16 protein-coding genes are annotated in these 17,891 nt (G+C 63.7%); 14 read left to right on the top strand and 2 right to left on the bottom strand.

From position 1 onward, the window contains the following. Window positions 1-5 precede the first annotated feature (5 nt). From X728_RS139725 to X728_RS139790, 14 genes are all read left to right on the top strand, one after another. Window positions 6-1,064: a LacI family DNA-binding transcriptional regulator gene (locus X728_RS139725; protein WP_023832919.1), complete on the top strand. Its 1,059-nt coding sequence runs from the start codon at window positions 6-8 to the stop codon at window positions 1,062-1,064. After that, entirely contained in the window at window positions 1,061-2,071 is a 1,011-nt protein-coding gene (locus X728_RS139730) for a Gfo/Idh/MocA family oxidoreductase (protein WP_023832918.1), read from the top strand. Before X728_RS139725 ends, X728_RS139730 begins: the two co-directional genes overlap by 4 nt. Continuing rightward, entirely contained in the window at window positions 2,068-3,669 is a 1,602-nt protein-coding gene (locus X728_RS139735; RefSeq protein WP_023832917.1) for an acyl CoA:acetate/3-ketoacid CoA transferase, read from the top strand. The genes X728_RS139730 and X728_RS139735 overlap by 4 nt, the downstream gene beginning before the upstream one ends. Then, window positions 3,662-4,438, top strand: a complete 777-nt coding sequence (locus tag X728_RS139740) for an enoyl-CoA hydratase/isomerase family protein (protein WP_023832916.1) — start codon at window positions 3,662-3,664, stop codon at window positions 4,436-4,438. Before X728_RS139735 ends, X728_RS139740 begins: the two co-directional genes overlap by 8 nt. Window positions 4,439-4,448: 10 nt before the next feature. Continuing rightward, the gene (locus X728_RS139745) at window positions 4,449-5,960 is read left to right on the top strand and encodes an aldehyde dehydrogenase family protein (RefSeq protein ID WP_023704032.1); all 1,512 of its coding nucleotides are present in this window, start codon (window positions 4,449-4,451) and stop codon (window positions 5,958-5,960) included. Between the two features lie 58 nt (window positions 5,961-6,018). Further along, on the top strand, window positions 6,019-7,272 hold the full coding sequence (locus tag X728_RS139750; RefSeq protein WP_027049809.1) for an ABC transporter substrate-binding protein: 1,254 nt from the start codon (window positions 6,019-6,021) through the stop codon (window positions 7,270-7,272). A gap of 256 nt (window positions 7,273-7,528) precedes the next feature. Next, the gene (locus X728_RS139755) at window positions 7,529-8,479 is read left to right on the top strand and encodes a sugar ABC transporter permease (RefSeq protein WP_023832915.1); all 951 of its coding nucleotides are present in this window, start codon (window positions 7,529-7,531) and stop codon (window positions 8,477-8,479) included. Then, window positions 8,476-9,420 (top strand): carbohydrate ABC transporter permease, encoded by a 945-nt coding sequence (locus X728_RS139760; RefSeq protein WP_023704034.1) that lies wholly within the window; start codon window positions 8,476-8,478, stop codon window positions 9,418-9,420. Before X728_RS139755 ends, X728_RS139760 begins: the two co-directional genes overlap by 4 nt. 4 nt (window positions 9,421-9,424) lie before the next feature. Further along, the gene (locus X728_RS139765) at window positions 9,425-10,540 is read left to right on the top strand and encodes an ABC transporter ATP-binding protein (RefSeq protein WP_023671180.1); all 1,116 of its coding nucleotides are present in this window, start codon (window positions 9,425-9,427) and stop codon (window positions 10,538-10,540) included. 5 nt (window positions 10,541-10,545) lie between these two features. Then, the gene (locus X728_RS139770; protein ID WP_023832914.1) at window positions 10,546-12,048 is read left to right on the top strand and encodes a GMC family oxidoreductase; all 1,503 of its coding nucleotides are present in this window, start codon (window positions 10,546-10,548) and stop codon (window positions 12,046-12,048) included. Further along, entirely contained in the window at window positions 12,045-12,806 is a 762-nt protein-coding gene (locus tag X728_RS139775; protein WP_023832913.1) for a 3-ketoacyl-ACP reductase, read from the top strand. The genes X728_RS139770 and X728_RS139775 overlap by 4 nt, the downstream gene beginning before the upstream one ends. Window positions 12,807-12,818: 12 nt before the next feature. After that, window positions 12,819-14,447 carry a choline dehydrogenase gene (locus X728_RS139780; RefSeq protein WP_023691834.1) on the top strand — a complete coding sequence of 543 codons (1,629 nt, stop codon included), beginning with the start codon at window positions 12,819-12,821 and terminating at the stop codon, window positions 14,445-14,447. Window positions 14,448-14,467: 20 nt separating this feature from the next. Next, window positions 14,468-14,785, top strand: a complete 318-nt coding sequence (locus tag X728_RS139785; protein ID WP_023832912.1) for a Dabb family protein — start codon at window positions 14,468-14,470, stop codon at window positions 14,783-14,785. 89 nt (window positions 14,786-14,874) lie between these two features. Then, window positions 14,875-16,092: an MFS transporter gene (locus X728_RS139790; protein WP_023832911.1), complete on the top strand. Its 1,218-nt coding sequence runs from the start codon at window positions 14,875-14,877 to the stop codon at window positions 16,090-16,092. 12 nt (window positions 16,093-16,104) lie between these two features. Here the strand turns inward: X728_RS139790 and X728_RS139795 are convergent, their stop codons facing one another. Together X728_RS139795 and X728_RS139800 are read right to left on the bottom strand one after the other, a co-directional pair. Then, window positions 16,105-16,950, bottom strand: a complete 846-nt coding sequence (locus tag X728_RS139795) for an EamA family transporter (protein WP_023683217.1) — start codon at window positions 16,948-16,950, stop codon at window positions 16,105-16,107. Further along, complete coding sequence (locus tag X728_RS139800) at window positions 16,947-17,864, bottom strand: endonuclease/exonuclease/phosphatase family protein (protein WP_023832910.1); 918 nt, start codon at window positions 17,862-17,864, stop codon at window positions 16,947-16,949. Before X728_RS139800 ends, X728_RS139795 begins: the two co-directional genes overlap by 4 nt. Between the last annotated feature and the right edge of the window lie 27 nt (window positions 17,865-17,891).

Below are 17,891 nucleotides of genomic sequence, written 5' to 3'. Positions count from 1 at the left end.
CCGACATGGCCAGCCGGGCCAAGGCAACGATCCTGGACATCGCCCGCGAGGCTGGTGTGTCCAAATCGACGGTGTCGCTTGTGCTGCAAGGCTCAGGGCTGATCCGGCCTGAAACCGCGGTCAAGGTTCGCAAGGCGATCGAGGATGTCGGATATGTCTACAACCGCGGCGCCGCCAATCTGCGCAAAGCCCATTCCAACGTCATCGGCATGGTCATCAACGATCTCACCAACCCCTTTTTCGCCGAGCTGGCGGTCGGCATGGAGCGCGTCTTCCAGTCGGCCGGCATCGTGCCCTTCATCGCCAACACGGCGGAGAACCCGGTACGCCAGGAAGAAGTGCTGAAGTCGCTGATGGAACAGGGCGTCGCAGGCCTGATCGTGTCACCGGCACGCGGCACCACGCCGGGCGCCTTCCGTCGCCTCGAGATGGCGGGCGTGCCGGTCGTCTTCGCCATGCGCCGCCTGCCGGACAGCCGCATCCCGGTGATCGCTCCTGACAACCATCGCGGCGCGTATCTCGCCGCCGCCCATCTGATCGGCAAGGGCCATCGCCGGCTGGCCTTCTTCGGCGGCACCTCCGACCTGGTCGTCTATCAGGAGCGCCTGGGCGGTTTTCGTGAAGCTTGCGAAACATTGGGCATTGCCAGGCGCGACGTGCTTGTCGTCGAAGGCGAGACCAGCCGCAGGGGCGGAATCGCGTGCCTGGAAACCGCCCTTGCCATGGCCGAGCCGCCGACGGCGGCACTGTGCTTCAACGATGCCGTCGCCTTCGGCGTCATGCTGGCGCTGCGCAAGCGCGGGCTGGAGCCCGGCGCGGACTTTGCCGTCGTCGGCTTCGACGACGTGGTCGAGGCCGAGCATTATATGCCGGCGCTGACCAGCGTCTCGGTCGACACACCCGGCCTCGGTGAACGCGCCGCTCACGTCATGCTGAAGATGATCCAGTCGCGCATCACCCATGCCGAGGACCATGTCGGCGCGGTCAATCTGGTCGTCAGGGACAGCTGCGGTCCCGATCGCCGCGCCCATGACACATCAGCAGGAATGGGAGACGCAGCATGAGCGTCAGATGGGGACTGATCGGCGCCAGCACGATCGCCAAACAGTTCATGATCAACGCAATTCGGGCGCAAGAGGGTGGCGAGATCGCCGCGGTGATGAGCTCCAGCCCGCAGCGCGCCAAAACTTATGCCGTGGAACAGAACATTCCGCTTGCCGTCTCGACACTGGACGACCTGCTCGGCGCCGACATCGACGCCGTCTACATCTCGACCACCAATGAACTGCATCTCGAACAGGCGCTGGCCGCGATCAAGGCGGGAAAGCATGTCCTATGCGAAAAGCCACTTGCGCTGACCAGCACTGACGCGCGCACCATGGTCGCCGCCGCCAAGGAAGCCGGCGTGGTGCTTGGCACCAACCATCATCTGCGCAATGCCGGCGCCCACCGCGCCATGCGCGACGCCATATCAGCCGGCCGCATCGGTAAGCCGATTGCCGCGCGCGTCTTCCATTCCGTCTATTTGCCGGAAAACCTGCAGGGCTGGCGCATTACCAAGCCTGAGGCCGGCGGCGGCGTGGTGCTCGACATCACCGTGCATGATGCCGACACGCTGCGCTTCGTGCTCGGCGACGACCCGGTCGAGGTCTCCGCCTTCACCCAGTTGGCCGGCATGGCCAGCAGCGGGCTGGAAGACGGCGCCATGTGCATCTGGCGCTTCGGGTCGGGCATCATCGCCCAGTCGCATGAAGGCTTCACAACCAAGTTCGCCGATACCGGCTTTGAGGTGCATGGTTCCGAAGGTTCGCTGATCGCAAAAAATGTGATGACGCAGAAGCCAGTCGGCTCGGTGCTGCTACGCACCGCCAAAGGCGAGGAAGAACTGAGCTTCGACCGAGAAGACCTCTACGCCAGGTCGCTGCGCCAGTTCCATGCCGCCATGCGTGGAGAAGGCCAGCCCTCCGCCACCGGCGAGGACGGCGTCTGGTCGCTGGCCTCAGCCGAAGCAGCGTTGCAGTCGGCAAAGTCCGGCAAGGCCGTCACTATCGATCCGAAAGGTGTCGTGTGAGCAAGCTCGTCTCCGCCGCTGAAGCAGCAAGCCTCATCAAGGACGGCATGACCGTCTCCGTCTCGTCGTCGAGCGGCCTTGGCTGCCCGGATGCCGTGCTGGCTGCCATCGGCGAGCGCTTCGACGCTGAAGGCCATCCGAAAGACATCACCACGCTGCATCCGATCGCCGCCGGCGACATGTATGGCATCAAGGGCATCGACCATCTGGCTAAGCCTGGCTTGTTGAAGCGCACGCTCTGCGGCTCCTATCCCTCAGGCCCCTCCTCGTCCGAGCCGCCGCAGATATGGAAGATGATCGGCGACAATTCGATCGCTGCCTACAATGTGCCCTCCGGCATCTTGTTCGACATGCACCGCGAGGCCGCCGCCAAGCGGCCGGGTGTGCTGACCAAGGTCGGCCTCGACACTTTCGCCGACCCGCGCCACCAGGGCTGCGCCATGAATGAGGCTGCAAGCGAGCCGATCGTCTCGGTGCAGCAGTTCGACGGCGAGGAATGGCTCTATTTCCGCTCGATCGTGCCCAACGTTTCGATCATCCGCGCCACCACCGCCGACGAGCGCGGCAACCTCACCTACGAGCATGAAGGCGCCTATTTGGGCGGCCTCGAACAGGCGCTCGCCGCCCGCAACAATGGCGGCATCGTCATTGCGCAGGTCAAGCGCGTCGTCGAGAACGGCACGCTGAAGCCGCATGACGTGCGCGTGCCCGGCGTCCTGGTCGACCACATCGTGGTGGCGCCGGACCAGTTGCAGACGACGTTGACGCTTTACGACCCGGCGATTTCGGGCGAGATCTTCCGGCCGTTGTCCAGCTTCCGCAATGCCGAGATGAATGTGCAGAAGGTCATCGCGCGCCGCGTCGCCATGGAATTGCGCGACGGCATGGCCGTCAATATCGGCTTCGGCATCTCGGCCAACGTGCCGCGCATCCTTCTCGAGGAAGGCCAGCACGGCAAGGTCACCTGGGTGATCGAACAAGGTGCCGTCGGCGGCGTGCCGCTGCTCGACTTCAAGTTCGGCTGCGCTTCCAATGCCGAGGCGATCATGCCCTCGCCGCATCAGTTCATCTATTTCCAGGCCGGCGGCTTCGATGCCTCGCTGCTCTCCTTCTTGCAGATCGACCGCCATGGCTCCGTCAACGTGTCGAAACTCTCGGCCCGGCCACATGTCACCGCCGGGGCCGGCGGCTTTGTCGACATCACGGCCCGGGCGAAAAAGATCGTCTTCTCCGGCTTCTTCAATGCCGGCGCAAAACTGTCGCTCGCCGATGGCGGCATCCGCATCGATGCGGAAGGCAAGGTCAAGAAGGTCGTCAACGAGGTAGAGCACATCTCGTTCTCAGGCAAGCGCGCCGTCGCACAAGGGCAGGACATCACCTACGTCACCGAGCGCTGCGTGATGAAGCTGACGCCGGACGGTCTGATGGTGACGGAACTGGCGCCTGGCATCGACCTCGAACGCGATGTGCTGGCGCAGTCAGAGATTCCGCTCGGCATCGCCAACGACCTCAAGGTCACGCCGGCGGCTCTTTATCAGGACCGGCCGATCGGCCTGTCGCTGAATGGTGGCGCTTCTCTCGGAGGCGCGCATGGCTGAGCGCCTCGTCACCTTCGAGCAGGACGGCGCCATCGGCATCGTCACGCTGCGCCGGCCGGAGAAGTTCAACGCGCTGGACATTCCGATGCTGCGCGCGCTCGAAACAGCGCTCGACGAAGCCGAAATGGCTGAAGGCGTGCGCGTCGTGCTGATCCGCGGCGAAGGCAAAGGCTTTTGCGCCGGCGGCGATGTCGAGGCCTGGGGCGAGATGAGCGCTGCCGACTTTCAGGTGCAATGGGTGCGCTACGGCCACCGCGTCTTCGACCGACTGGCGCGGCTGCGGCAGCCGACCATCGCGGTGCTTTCCGGCCATGCGCTGGGTGGCGGGCTGGAACTGGCGGTCGCCTGCGACTTCCGTGTCGCCGAAACACAGGTGAAGCTCGGCTTTCCCGAGACATCGATCGGCGTCGTCCCCGGCTGGTCCGGCACGCAGCGCGCCGTGCGCCGCTTCGGTGCGCAGATCGTGCGCCGCATGGCGCTCGGCGGCGAGGTCTTTGCCGCCCCCGACGCGCTCGCCCTCGGCATTGTCGATCGTGTGGTCGAGACCGGCCAGGCGCTGGCCGAGGCGAAGGCGTGGGGAGAAAAGATCGCCGAACGGGGGCCGCTCGCAACTGAAGCCGCCAAGCTGATGATTGCGGTCGCCGAAGGCGAGGAAAGTGCGGCCGCCACCGAGGCGCTCGCCAGCGGCTTCGTTGCGCTGACCGGCGACCTCAAAGCCGGCGTGAGCGCCTTCAAGGCCAAGCAGAAGCCGGCCTTTTCAAGATCCTAGAGAAAGCATGATGAACGCACCGCTCAACATTTCCATGCCGGCCGAGGCGTCCAAGGCGCCGAAGGCTTACAAGCTCCTGATCGACGGCAAGCATGTCGATGCCCGTGACGGCCGCACGATTGCGCGCAACAGCCCCGGCCATGGCTTCACCGTTTCGCGCTATGCGCAGGCAGGCGAGGCCGAGGTGGAGGCGGCCATGCAGGCCGCGCACAAGGCATTCGAGACCGGCCCGTGGCCGCGCACGAAGGCGGCCGAGCGCGCCGCCATCCTGCTCAAGACGGCCGACCTGATCGAGGCCCAGCTCGAAGACATCGCCCGACTCGATGCGCTGGAATCCGGCAAGCCGATCGCCCAGGCGCGCGGCGAGATCGGCGGCGCCATCGACATCTGGCGCTATGCCGCCTCGCTCGCCCGCACGCTGCACGGCGAAAGCTACGCCAATCTCGGCGACGCCATGCTGGGCGTGGTCCTGCGCGAGCCGATCGGCGTCGTCTCGATCATCACCCCGTGGAATTTCCCGTTCCTGATCGTCAGCCAGAAACTGCCCTTCGCGCTCGCCGCCGGCTGCACCGCGGTGGTCAAGCCGAGCGAAATGACCTCGGCCTCGACCTTCGTGCTCGGCGACATCCTGATGCAGGCCGGCCTGCCCGCGGGCGTCGTCAACATCCTGGCCGGCCTCGGCGCCGATGTCGGGGGGCCGATGGTCAGCCATCCGCTGGTCGAGATGGTGTCGTTCACCGGCTCTACCCGCGTCGGCAAGATGACCATGGCTTCCGCCGCGCAGTCGCTGAAGAAAGTCTCGATGGAGCTCGGCGGCAAGAACGGCCAGATCGTCTTCCCCGATGCCGATCTCGAGGCGGCCGCTGACGCAGCAGTGTTCGGCGGCTTCTTCAACGCCGGCGAATGCTGCAATGCCGGCAGTCGGCTGATCGTGCATGAAGCCATCGCCGACGATTTCCTCGCCACTGTCAAGGCCCTGACCGCCAAGGTAACGGTCGGCGACCCACTCGACGACCGAACCAAGGTTGGCGCGATGATATCAGCCGACCATCTGACCAAGGTCGCGGGTTACGTCGCGGTAGCAGCAAAAGACGGCAGCAATGTCTATTGCGGTGGCGGCCAGCTGGCGTCCAATGCCGGCCAGTACCTCGATCCGACCATCATCCGCGGCGTTACCGAAGACATGGCTATTGCGCGCGAGGAAGTGTTCGGCCCGGTGCTCTCCGTGCTGACTTTTGGATCGATTGAAAAGGCGTTGCACATCGCCAACAACACGCCCTATGGTCTGTCGGCAGGGGTGTGGAGCGCCAGCATCGACACTTGTATGTCGGTGGCGCGTGGTGTGCGTTCGGGGACCGTTTGGGTGAACACATTCATGGAAGGCTTTCCCGAGTTGCCATTCGGGGGCTACAAGCAGTCCGGCATCGGACGCGAACTCGGCAAACGCGCTGTCGAGGATTATACCGAGGAAAAGACAATCCAGTTTCATCGCGGCCAGCGCACCGGTTGGTGGGTCGGCTGAGTTTGGAAGAACCCGGTGGGCTTCCACCGGTCGTGTAATGCAACAAGGGAGGTAGAACATGTTGCGCAAACTGCTTATCGGAACGGCTCTGGCGACGGCCTTTGCTTTCTCGGCCCATGCCGAGGACGTCAAGGAAGTGCAGATGCTGCATTGGTGGACGTCGGGCGGCGAAGCGGCTGCTCTCAACGTCCTCAAGGGCGACCTTGCCAAGGAAGGCTATGCCTGGAAGGACGTGCCGGTGGCCGGTGGTGGCGGCGACGCCGCCATGACTGCGCTGAAGGCGATGGTCGCGGCCGGCAATTACCCGACCGCGTCGCAGATGCTCGGCTACACCGTGCTCGACTATGCGGCGGCCGGCGTCATGGGCGACCTGACCGAGACGGCGAAGAAGGAGGGCTGGGATAAGTCGGTTCCGGCAGCCCTGCAGAAGTTCTCCGTCTATGACGGCAAGTGGGTCGCTGCTCCAGTCAACGTCCACTCCGTCAACTGGCTGTGGATCAACAAGGCGGTGATGGACAAGATCGGCGGCACCGAGCCAAAGACCTTCGACGACTTCGTCGCCCTGCTCGACAAAGCCAAGGCGGCTGGCGTCATTCCGCTCGCCCTTGGCGGCCAGAACTGGCAGGAAGCCACCATGTTCGACTCGGTTGTGCTGTCGACCGGCGGACCTGAGTTCTACAAGAAGGCCTTCAACGACCTCGACGACGAGTCCCTCAAGTCGGACACGATGAAGAAGTCGTTCGATAACCTCGCCAAGCTCGTCACCTATGTCGACCCGAACTTCTCGGGCCGCGACTGGAACCTTGCCACCGCCATGGTCATCAAGGGCGATGCCCTGGTGCAGGTGATGGGTGACTGGGCCAAGGGCGAGTTCAACGCCGCCAAGAAAACGCCGGGCACCGACTTCCTGTGCTATCGCTTCCCGGGCACGGAAGGCTCGGTCGTCTACAACTCCGACATGTTCGGCATGTTCAACGTTCCGGACGACCGCAAGGCCGCCCAGGTCGCGTTGGCCACCGCCACCCTGTCGAAGAGCTTCCAGTCGGCCTTCAACGTCGTCAAGGGTTCGGTTCCCGCCCGTACCGACGTTCCGGACACCGACTTCGACGCGTGCGGCAAGAAGGGCATCGCCGACCTGAAGGCTGCCAACGAAGGCGGCACGCTGTTCGGCTCGCTTGCCCAGGGCTATGGCGCGCCTCCGGCAGTCGCCAATGCCTACAAGGACGTCGTTTCGAAGTTCGTCCATGGTCAGATCAAGACCTCGGACGAAGCCGTGACCGAACTGGTAAAGGCGATCGACGACGCCAAGTAAGCGCTAGCCAGAAACACACCTTCCCCGCTTCGGCGGGGAAGGTTTCACCTAAGGATTGGCCAGCTGGCGCAATTCCAGGAAAAGTGTGAGCGGTTTTCCGGCCGGAATTGCGTAAAAGAAAGAGTTAGAGAGGTTCGCCGTTTCCGTGAAACGGTGAAAACGCTCTTGAACACCATGCCGACCAGAGACCCGTATGCACGGGGTCGCCTTGCCGCCTGACGGCAGAGCACGGACAACCCGAAACGGGAGGAGCCTCATGAGCAGTGTAGCGACAACCCAGATCAAGCTGACGCCGGAGCGGTCGCGCCCCTCGGTGCGCGCGCGACTGCAGGACGCGCTGCCGAAGATCGTGCTGGCGCCGAGCTTCGCCATCACCATCGTCTTCGTCTATGGCTTCATCCTGTGGACGGTCTATCTGTCCTTCACCAATTCCAAGACTTTTCCGTCCTATGTCATCACCGGACCGCGCGCCTACCTACGGCTATGGGGCTGGACGTTCGACTCCGACCCGCCATCGAGCTGGTACACGTCGATCGTCAATATGGGCATTTTCGGCTTTCTCTACATCGCCATGTGCCTGGCGCTCGGCCTGTTCCTGGCCATCCTGCTCGACCAGAAGATCCGCGGCGAAGGCGTGTTGCGGCCGATCTATCTCTACCCGATGGCGCTGTCCTTCATCGTTACCGGCGTCGCCTGGAAATGGTTTCTCGATCCCGGCCTCGGCCTTGAGCAGACCCTGCATCAATGGGGCTGGACGAGCTTCCATTTTGACTGGATCAAGAACAAGGATTTCGTCATCTACACGGTGGTCATCGCCGGCGTCTGGCAAGCCTCCGGCTTCATCATGGCGATGTTCCTGGCCGGCCTGCGCGGCATCGACGGTGAGATCATGAAAGCGGCGCAGATCGATGGCGCCACTACTTTCCAGCTCTACCGCCGCATCGTCATTCCGCTGCTGCGGCCGATCTTCCTGTCGGCCTTCATCGTGCTCGCCCACCTCGCCATCAAGTCCTACGATCTGGTGGTGGCGCTGACCAGCGGCGGCCCCGGTGGCTCGGCCTGGCTGCCGTCCAACTTCATGTATGAGTACACGTTCAAGCGCAACGAAATGGCTGTCGGCTCGGCGAGTGCCGTGATCATGCTGATGACCATCGTCGCCATCATCGTGCCCTATCTCTATTCGGAACTGCGGGAGAAGCCGCAATGAGCGCCGTTGCCACCCCTGCCCGCCAGGCCTCTAGCGGCATGAGCACCAAGACCCTCAACCGCATCGTCATCTACGGACTGCTGGCGCTGTTTGCGTTGTTCTACCTGATGCCGCTGTTCGTCATGCTGGTGACCTCGTTCAAGACCATGGAGGAGATCCAGAACGGCAACATGCTGGCGCTGCCCCAGGCGCCGACCTTCGACCCATGGATAAAGGCGTGGAGCGAAGTTTGCTCGGGCCTGACCTGCGTCGGCATGAAGGGCTATTTCTGGAACTCGATCAAGATGGTGGTTCCGGCAGTCATCATCTCGACCCTGCTCGGCGCGCTCAACGGCTATGTGCTGACCAAATGGCGCTTTCGCGGGGCGACGCTGGTGTTCGGGCTGATGCTGTTTGCCTGTTTCATCCCGTTCCAGTCGGTACTGCTGCCGATGGCAACGATCCTCGGCAGCTTGGGCCGGTTCGGCGTCAAGCTGCAGAACGCGACCGGTTTCACCTTCGGCTTTGGCAATCCGACCGTGAACCTGGTGTTCGTTCACGTCGTCTACGGCATCGGTTTCACCACCCTCTTCTTCCGCAATTACTACGAAGCGTTTCCGAACGAGCTGGTGAAGGCGGCGCAGATCGACGGGGCAAGCTTCTTCCAGATCTTCCGGCGCATCATGCTGCCCAACTCGCTGCCGATCATCGTGGTGACGGTGATCTACCAGTTCACCAACATCTGGAACGACTTCCTGTTCGCCTCCGCCTATGCCGGCTCCGGCGACGTGATGCCCATGACGGTGGCGCTCAACAACGTCGTCAACACCTCGACAGGCGTCGTCGAATACAACGTCAACATGGCTGCGGCGATGATCGCAGCCCTGCCCACCCTTCTCGTCTATGTGGTCGCCGGCCGCTACTTCGTGCGTGGCCTGATGGCGGGCGCGGTCAAAGGATAATCTGATGGCTTTTCTGGAAATTGATGGGCTGAAGAAGCGCTTCGGGAATGTCGAGATCCTGAAGGGCATCGATGTCGAGCTCGAAAAGGGCGGCTTCCTGGTGCTGGTCGGCCCGTCCGGCTGCGGCAAGTCCACCTTGCTCAACACGATTGCCGGCCTGGAGCAGATCACCGAGGGCGAAATCCGCGTCGACGGCCGCGCCATCAACGATCTGCACCCATCCAAGCGCGACATCGCCATGGTGTTCCAGAGCTATGCGCTCTATCCGAACATGACGGTGGCCGGAAACATCTCCTTCGGCATGGAGATGCGCGGCGTGCCGGCCGACGAACGCCAAAAGGCGATCGACAAGGTGGCCAAGGTCCTGCAGATCGGCCACCTCCTGCAGCGCAAGCCGAGCCAGCTTTCCGGCGGCCAGCGCCAGCGCGTCGCCATGGGCCGCGCGCTGGTGCGCGACCCCAAGCTGTTCCTGTTCGACGAGCCTTTGTCCAACCTCGACGCCAAATTGCGCGTCGATATGCGCATCGAGATCAAGCGCCTGCATGCCACCACCGGCACAACCATCGTCTACGTCACCCACGACCAGATCGAGGCGATGACGCTGGCGACCAAGATCGCCGTTATGCGCGACGGCGAGGTGCAGCAGTTCGGCACCCCGGCCGAAATCTACAACAACCCGACCAATTTGTTCGTCGCCGACTTCATGGGTTCCCCGGCGATGAACCTGATCCCGGCGACCATTGCCACGTCGGGCAATGCGCTGTCCGTCGTGTTGGAGCGCGAGGCGCGCGAGCCGATCACGCTGCCGATGGCCAACGCGCCGGCGGGTCTTTCGGCATTCCAGGGCAAGCCGATCATCTTCGGCGTGCGCCCGGAAGCGCTGACCGATCCGGAAGGTGCGGAACGCAACGCCTCCAACATTGCCACTGCCGACCTGCACATCGAAGTGGTCGAGCCGGCAGGGTCCGATACTTTCGCGGTGACCAACCTCGGCGGCAAGGGCGTGGTGGCGCGGTTGCGGGCCGACGCCAACATCCAGCCGGGCACCAGCACGCCGCTCGCCTTCAACCTGACCAAGGCCGTGTTCTTCGATCCGGCGACCGAACACCGCATCCGCTGATCGAGATGGTCAGCCCCGATATCGTCATCATCGGCTCCGGCATCGGCGGCGCTACGATCGCTTCCGGCCTGGCCGGCAGCGGCGCCTCGGTCCTGATGCTGGAGCGCGGCGAGCCCTTGCCGGCAACGCCGCATGCCCGCGACACGCGCTCGATCTTCGTCGATGGCCACTACCGTCCGAAGGAGATGTGGCGCGAGCCCGGCGGCGGCGCCTTCAACCCCGGCAATTACTACTATGTCGGCGGCAATTCGAAATTCTACGGCGCGGTGCTGATCCGCTACCGCAAAGAGGATTTCGCCGCCATGGAGCACTTCGGTGGCGTCTCGCCGGCATGGCCGTTTTCCTACGATGAATTCGAGCCTTGGTATTCGAAAGCCGAGCAGCTGTTTCGCGTCCGCGGCTCGCTCGGCGAGGACCCGACCGAACCGTTCCACTCGATCCCCTATGCTTTCAAGCCGGTGCCCGACGAAGCGCCGATTGCGCGCGCCCGCGCCGAGCTGAAGGGACTGGGCCTGCACCCCGCCTCGCTGCCGCTCGGCGTCGACATCGACACCTGGCTGAAAGAGGGCAAGACCGGCTGGGACGCATTCCCCAATACCGCCCAGGGCAAGGTTGATGCGCAGACCGGACCGCTGACGGCGGCACTCAAGGACAGCAATATCCGACTCCAAACCGGCTGCCATGTCGAATATCTCGAAGCGTCGTCCGACGGCAAAAGCATCGCTGCCGTTCACTACCGTCAGAATGGCGAGCTGAAGAAAGTCGCGCCGAAGCTGGTCATCCTGTCCGCCGGCGCGGTCAATTCCGCCGTCATCCTGCTGCGCTCGCCGTCATCAGACGGCAAAGGCCTCGCCAACAGCTCCGACCAGGTCGGCCGCAATTTCATGAACCATAATTCGAGCGCCATGCTGGCGATCGATCCGCGCCGCAGGAACGACAGCGTCTACCAGAAGACGCTGATGCTGAATGACTACTATCTCTCCGACGGCAAAGGCGGCAAGCCGCTCGGCAACGTCCAGCTGCTCGGCAAGATCGACGGCAACATGTTGAAGGCCAACGTCAAACGCGTGCCGAAATTCGCGCTCGATTACATGGCCGGTCACGCCGTCGACTGGTATCTGATGTGCGAGGATCTACCCGATCCGGAAAGCCGCATCATGATCGACGGCAAGGACATCGTCATGCAATGGCGGCGCTCCAACATGCAGTCGCTGGACGGGCTGACCAAGCTGATGCGTGAGAACTTCCGCGCCTGCGGTTATCCCATCGTGCTGTCGCGTCCCTTCGACAAGCGCACGCCCTCGCACCAGTGCGGCACGGTGAAAATGGGCGACGATCCGGCGACGTCGCCGCTCGACCCTTTCTGCCGCGCCTTCGACCACCCGAACCTGTTCGTTGTCGACGCCAGTTTTTTGCCGAACTCTGCCGCCATGAATCCGGCGCTGTCGATTGCGGCACAGGCGCTGCGCGTGGCCGAGCATATTCGCCGGACGGACCTCGCGGCATGACCCGCCCCGCAGCAATCGTCACCGGCGGTGCGCGCGGCATTGGGCTCGCCTGCGCCGAGGCGCTGGCCGGGGCCGGCTTCGACATTTTGATCGCCGACCTTGCCGAACAAGCGCCGGACGAACTGGCCGCCAACATCACCACACGGGGTGCGGAGTTCGCCTATGTCCGTTGTGATATCGCCAACCTCGAGGATCACACGGCCCTCGTCGACGCCGCCATACGTGCCTTCAGCCGAATCGACTGCCTCGTCAACAATGCCGGCGTCGGCGCCATGGTGCGCGGCGATCTGCTGGAGCTGAAGCCCCAAAACTTCGACCGTGCGCTGGACGTCAATCTGCGCGGCACAGTCTTCCTTAGCCAGGCCGTCGCCAAGGCGATGCTGGCGGCTCCCAGCAATCATCCGCGCTCGATCATCACCATCACCTCGGTCAGCGCCGATATGGCCTCGCCGGAACGCGCCGACTACTGCATCTCGAAAGCCGGCCTTTCGATGTGGGTGAAGAACCTGGCGCTACGGCTTGCACCGGAAAACATCGGCGTGTTCGAACTGCGGCCGGGCATCATTCGCACCGACATGACCGCGAGCGTATCAGCCAAATACGACGCGCTTATCGACAGCGGCCTGGTGCCGGCAAAACGTTGGGGCGAAGCATCGGACATCGGCGCCGCGGTGGCGACGCTTGCCGCCGGCAAGCTCGGCTTTTCCACAGGCTCGATTATCAATGTCGACGGCGCGCTCTCCGTGCCTCGACTGTAGGTGGGTAGAGTTATGACCGACTACATCATCGTAGGTGCCGGCCCGGCCGGCTGCGTTCTGGCCAACCGGCTGAGCGAGGATCCAGCGAATTCCGTGCTGCTGCTCGAGGCCGGCGGCAAGGACTGGCACCCCTACATCCACATGCCGGCGGGCTTTGCCAAGATGACCAAGGGCATCGCTTCCTGGGGCTGGTCGACTGTGCCGCAGAGGCACATGCAGGACCGCGTCTTCTGGTATACGCAGGCGAAGGTGGTCGGCGGCGGCTCGTCCATCAATGCCCAGATATACACGCGCGGCAACGCTCGCGACTACGACGCATGGGAGAAGGAAGAGGGCCTCGCGGGCTGGGGCTATCGCGACGTGCTGCCCTATTTCAAGCGCGCCGAGAACAACCAGCGCTTCGCCAACGATTTTCACGGCGACCAGGGGCCGCTCGGCGTGTCGAACCCGATTTCGCCGCTGCCGATTTGCGAGGCCTATTTCCGCGCCGGCCAAGAGATGGGCATCCCCTTCAACCCGGATTTCAACGGCGCTAGCCAGGAAGGCGTCGGCTACTACCAGCTGACCCAGAAGGACGCCCGGCGCTCATCCGCTTCGGTCGCCTATTTGAAGCCCATCCGCGCCCGCAAGAACCTGACAGTCCGAACCGATGTGCTGGTCACCCGCATCGTCGTCGAGAAAGGCCGCGCCATCGGCGTCGAGATCGTCGACAAACCCGGCGGCGAGAAGACCATCATGCGCGCCGAGCGCGAAGTGATCGTCTCGTCCGGCGCCATCGGTTCGCCGAAGCTGTTGATGCAGTCGGGCATCGGCCCGGCTGATCACCTGAAATCGGTCGGCGTGACGCCGGTGCATGATCTGCCCGGTGTCGGCTCCAACATGCAGGACCATCTCGATTTGTTCGTCATCGCCGAATGCACCGGCGACCACACCTATGACAACTACGCCAAGCTGCACCGCACCGCGTGGGCCGGCTTGCAGTATCTGCTGCTGAAGAAAGGGCCGGTCGCCTCCAGCCTGTTCGAGACCGGCGGCTTCTGGTACGCCGATCCGACCGCCGCCTCGCCCGACATCCAGTTCCATCTGGGACTGGGCTCCGGCATCGAGGCCGGCGTCGAGAGGTTGAAGAACCCCGGCGTGACCTTGAACTCGGCCTTCCTGCGCCCGCGCTCGCGCGGCACGGTGCGGCTGAGCAGCGCCGACCCGGCCGACCACCCGCTGATCGATCCCAACTATTGGTCGGACCCTTATGACCGCGCCATGTCGATCAAGGGCCTCAGGCTTGCGCGCGAGATCATGCGGCAGAAGGCGCTTGCACCTTACGTGTTGCGCGAGGTGCTGCCCGGACCATCGCTCGCCAGCGACGACGAGCTGATCGACTATGCCTGCCGCACCGCCAAGACCGACCATCACCCCGTGGGCACCTGCCGCATGGGCCATGACGATATGGCGGTGGTCACACCGGACCTGCGCCTGCGCGGCATCGAGGGCCTGCGCGTCTGCGATGCCTCGGTGATGCCGCGCGTGCCTTCCTCCAACACCAATGCGCCGACCATCATGGTCGGCGAAAAAGGCGCCGACATCATCCTCGGCCGCGAGCCGCTTCCGCCGGCGGTGTTCTCCGGCAATCGGGCCGCATAGCCACTTAGGAGAACGAACCAATGATCAGACACTGCGTCTTCGTACGCTTCCACAGCGATGTGCCCGCCACCGAGCGCACGGCAATCCACGCCGATCTCGAAGCACTGCGCTCCGTCGTTGACGGCATGGACACGGTCCATTTCAGCACCAATGTCAGCCCGGAGCCGTTCGCGCGCGGCTTCAGCCATGCCTTCACCATCGACTTCCGCGATGCCGCCGCCCGCGACGCCTATCTCGTGCATGAAGCGCATCAGCGCGCCGGCGCCCGATTGGTCGCAGCGCTCGAAGGCGGCACCGACGGGCTGATGGTGTTCGATCTCGACATTACGAAAAAGTGACCGCGCTTCTTTCGAAAGCCGGCTGACGCCTGTTCTCTTTTGCGCCCCAAGGAACATACCGTTCCCCGGGGGCGTTTAGGAGGAACGTCGTGGCTCTCACCGCCCAGCAGAAGAAAACCGTCCTTGCCTCCTTCCTCGGCTGGACGCTCGACGCTTTTGATTTCTTCCTTCTGACGTTCCTGCTCACCGATATCGCAACCGAATTCAACACTGACGTCCCGGCAGTCTCCAAAGCGTTGTTCCTGACGCTGGCGACACGCTTCATCGGCGCCTTCTTCTTCGGCAGGCTGGCCGACAAATATGGCCGCAAGCCCATTCTGATGCTCAACATCGTCAGCTATTCGGTGATCGGCGCGCTGGCTGCCTTCTCGCCCAATCTCGGCATTTTCCTGGCGCTGCGCGCTCTGTTCGGCATCGCCATGGGCGGCGAATGGGGGCTGGGCAGTTCGCTCGCCATGGAGTCCATTCCGCCCAGTGCCCGCGGCATGGTCTCGGGCATCCTGCAATGCGGCTATCCCACCGGCTACCTTCTGGCGGCCGTGGTTTACGGCGTGCTTTACGAGCAGACGATCGGCGGTTACACGATCGGCTGGCGCGCCATGTTCCTGCTCTCCTTCCTGCCGGCACTGATCGTGCTCTTCATCCGCTCGCATGTGCCGGAATCGCCGGCCTTCGTCGAGGCGCAGAAATCCGTCAGACCTAGCCTTCTTGAAACGCTGCGGAAGCACTGGGGCGTCGCCGTCTATGCGGTCGTGCTGATGATGTTCTTCAATTTCTTCAGCCACGGCACGCAGGACCTCTACCCGACCTTCCTCAAGAAGCAGCATGGCTTCGACCCGCACACGGTGAGCTGGATCACCATCGTCGCCAATATCGGCGCCATCGTCGGCGGGTTGGCGTTCGGCGCACTGTCGGAGAAGATCGGCCGCGTCAACGCGATAACGCTCGCCTGCCTGATTGCCTTGCCCTCGATTCCGCTCTGGGCCTTCAGCTCGACACCGTTCATGCTGGCCATCGGCGCCTTCGTCATGCAGGTCGCGGTGCAGGGCGCCTGGGGCGTCATCCCGGTGCATCTTAACGAGCTGTCGCCCGGCGCCGTGCGGGCAACCTTGCCCGGCTTCATCTACCAGGCCGGCAATCTCGCGGCGTCCTATGGCGGTCCCTACCAGGCCGGCATCGCCGAGGCGTCTGGAGGCAGCTATGGCTACGCGCTGGCGCTGTTTGCCGGCGTGGTCGCCGTCTGCATCATCGTCGTCATCCGCTTCAGTCCGGAACGGCGCGGACAGGTGATGACGGTGCTCGGCTGAAGTATCAGGCTCTCAGCCCAGTCTGAGGGCCACGACACCGGCGACGATGCTGAGCGCGGCGGCGCCGCGCCAGCCTGTCATTTTCTCGCCGAGCGCGAAAACCGAGATCATCATGGCAAACAGGATCGACGTCTCCCGCAACGACGCCACCGAGGCGATCGGCGCCTTGGTCATCGCCCACATGACGATCCAGTAGGCCGCGCCGCTGAGCACGCCGGTGAACAGGCCTGCTTTCCAGTCACGCGCCAGCACGGGCAGCGCCTTGGGCCCGCGAAAGATGAGGCACAGCACCAGCGCCCACGTGGCATCGCAGATGAACAGCCATGCGGCATAGCTCGTTGCCGTTGCGGCCAGCCGCGCGCCGCTGCCGTCGGAGAGCGTATAGCTGGATATGAAGATCGAAGTGCCGAGCGCAAAGCCGACCGCCCGCACATTGATCCGCTCCAGATGCGCGCCGCCGCGAAACGACATCACCAGCGTGCCGGCTGACAACAAGAGGATGCCGAGGATGGCGAACGGCGCCGGCATCTCCTGCACCACGACAACGCCGCCGAGGGCGGTCAAAAGCGGCGCCGTGCCGCGCGCCAGCGGATAGGTCTGGGCGAAATCGCCGGCCTTGTAGGCGCCGATCAGGAAGGTCCGGTAGCCCATGTGAAAGAGCACCGAGGCGATTATAAAGGGCCATACCGCGGCCTTTGGAAACTCGACGAAGGGCAGCACGAACAGTGCGGCAAAACCCATGCCCAGCGTCATCAGCGTGATCGACAGGAAGCGATCGAGATGCACCTTGACCAGCGCGTTCCAGATCGCGTGCATGGCGGCGGCGGCAAGCACCGCGAAAAAGACGAAAAGCGTCATCGAGGGCTCACCGATCTCCCGAGCTCAAAGGCGTCGAGATCGATATCGATCCGGACCGGAAAATGGTCTGAAGCGATCTCGCCTATATCGGCACTGACCGAGCGCACACGGTCCGCGAACATACCGCCGACGAAGCAATGGTCGAGCCGGCGTTTTGCCACTTTCCCGTCGATCGTTTTCACATGGGTGTGGAAATCGGCAGCCGGCTCGCTAGCGACGGCAGCGGCATCAACAAAGCCGTCGAGATAAGCTGCCCCGCGATGATAGGGCGTGCTGCCGACGATGCGGCTGTATTCGGCGCTGCCCGGCTCCATGTTGAAATCGCCCATCCAGATCGCAGCTGTCGGGTTTTCCGGCTCGGCCTCGCCACTGGTCCAGTTGCGCGAAGGCTCATCGTCCGCGCCGCTCCACGGGCCGCCCTCGGACGGCGCGCGGCGATGCTCGGCCAAGAGATAGTCGATCTGCTCCAGACGCTCCTCCGCCGCGATATGGGCGAGATGCAGCGACAGGACCCTTACCGGTCCGGCCGGCGTGCGGATCATGCATTCGAGCGCGGCGTTGCGCGTGTTGAGCGGCCGCAGCGTGCGGCGCATGGGCAGCGCGTGCAGCCGCGACCAGGCGATCGGCAGCTTCGACAGCAGCATGGTGCCGAACTGGCGGCGGCGGTTGACGACCCGGCCGTCGCGCTGCTCACTGGCGTCCATGTCGAAGGCCGGGCCATAGACCCAGTAATAGCTAGGCAGCAGCTTGGACAGGACCTCCGGCTGGTCGTCCTCATTGGTGCGCTGCCAATGCCGCTCGACCTCCTGCAGCGCGATGATATCGGCGCCGTCGACCAGCTTGGTGCAGCGCGAAAGATCGTAACGGCCATCGCCGCCGAACCCGTACTGGATGTTGTAGCTGACCAGTTTCATTGCTTATCCGGCTCAATTTCGCTTTGG

The sequence above is a fragment of the Mesorhizobium sp. L103C119B0 genome, from assembly GCF_000502235.1.
GTDB lineage: Bacteria > Pseudomonadota > Alphaproteobacteria > Rhizobiales > Rhizobiaceae > Mesorhizobium.
The sequence above is the reverse complement of the archived record's forward strand: the minus strand, read 5'-3'. Positions and strand labels throughout refer to the sequence as shown.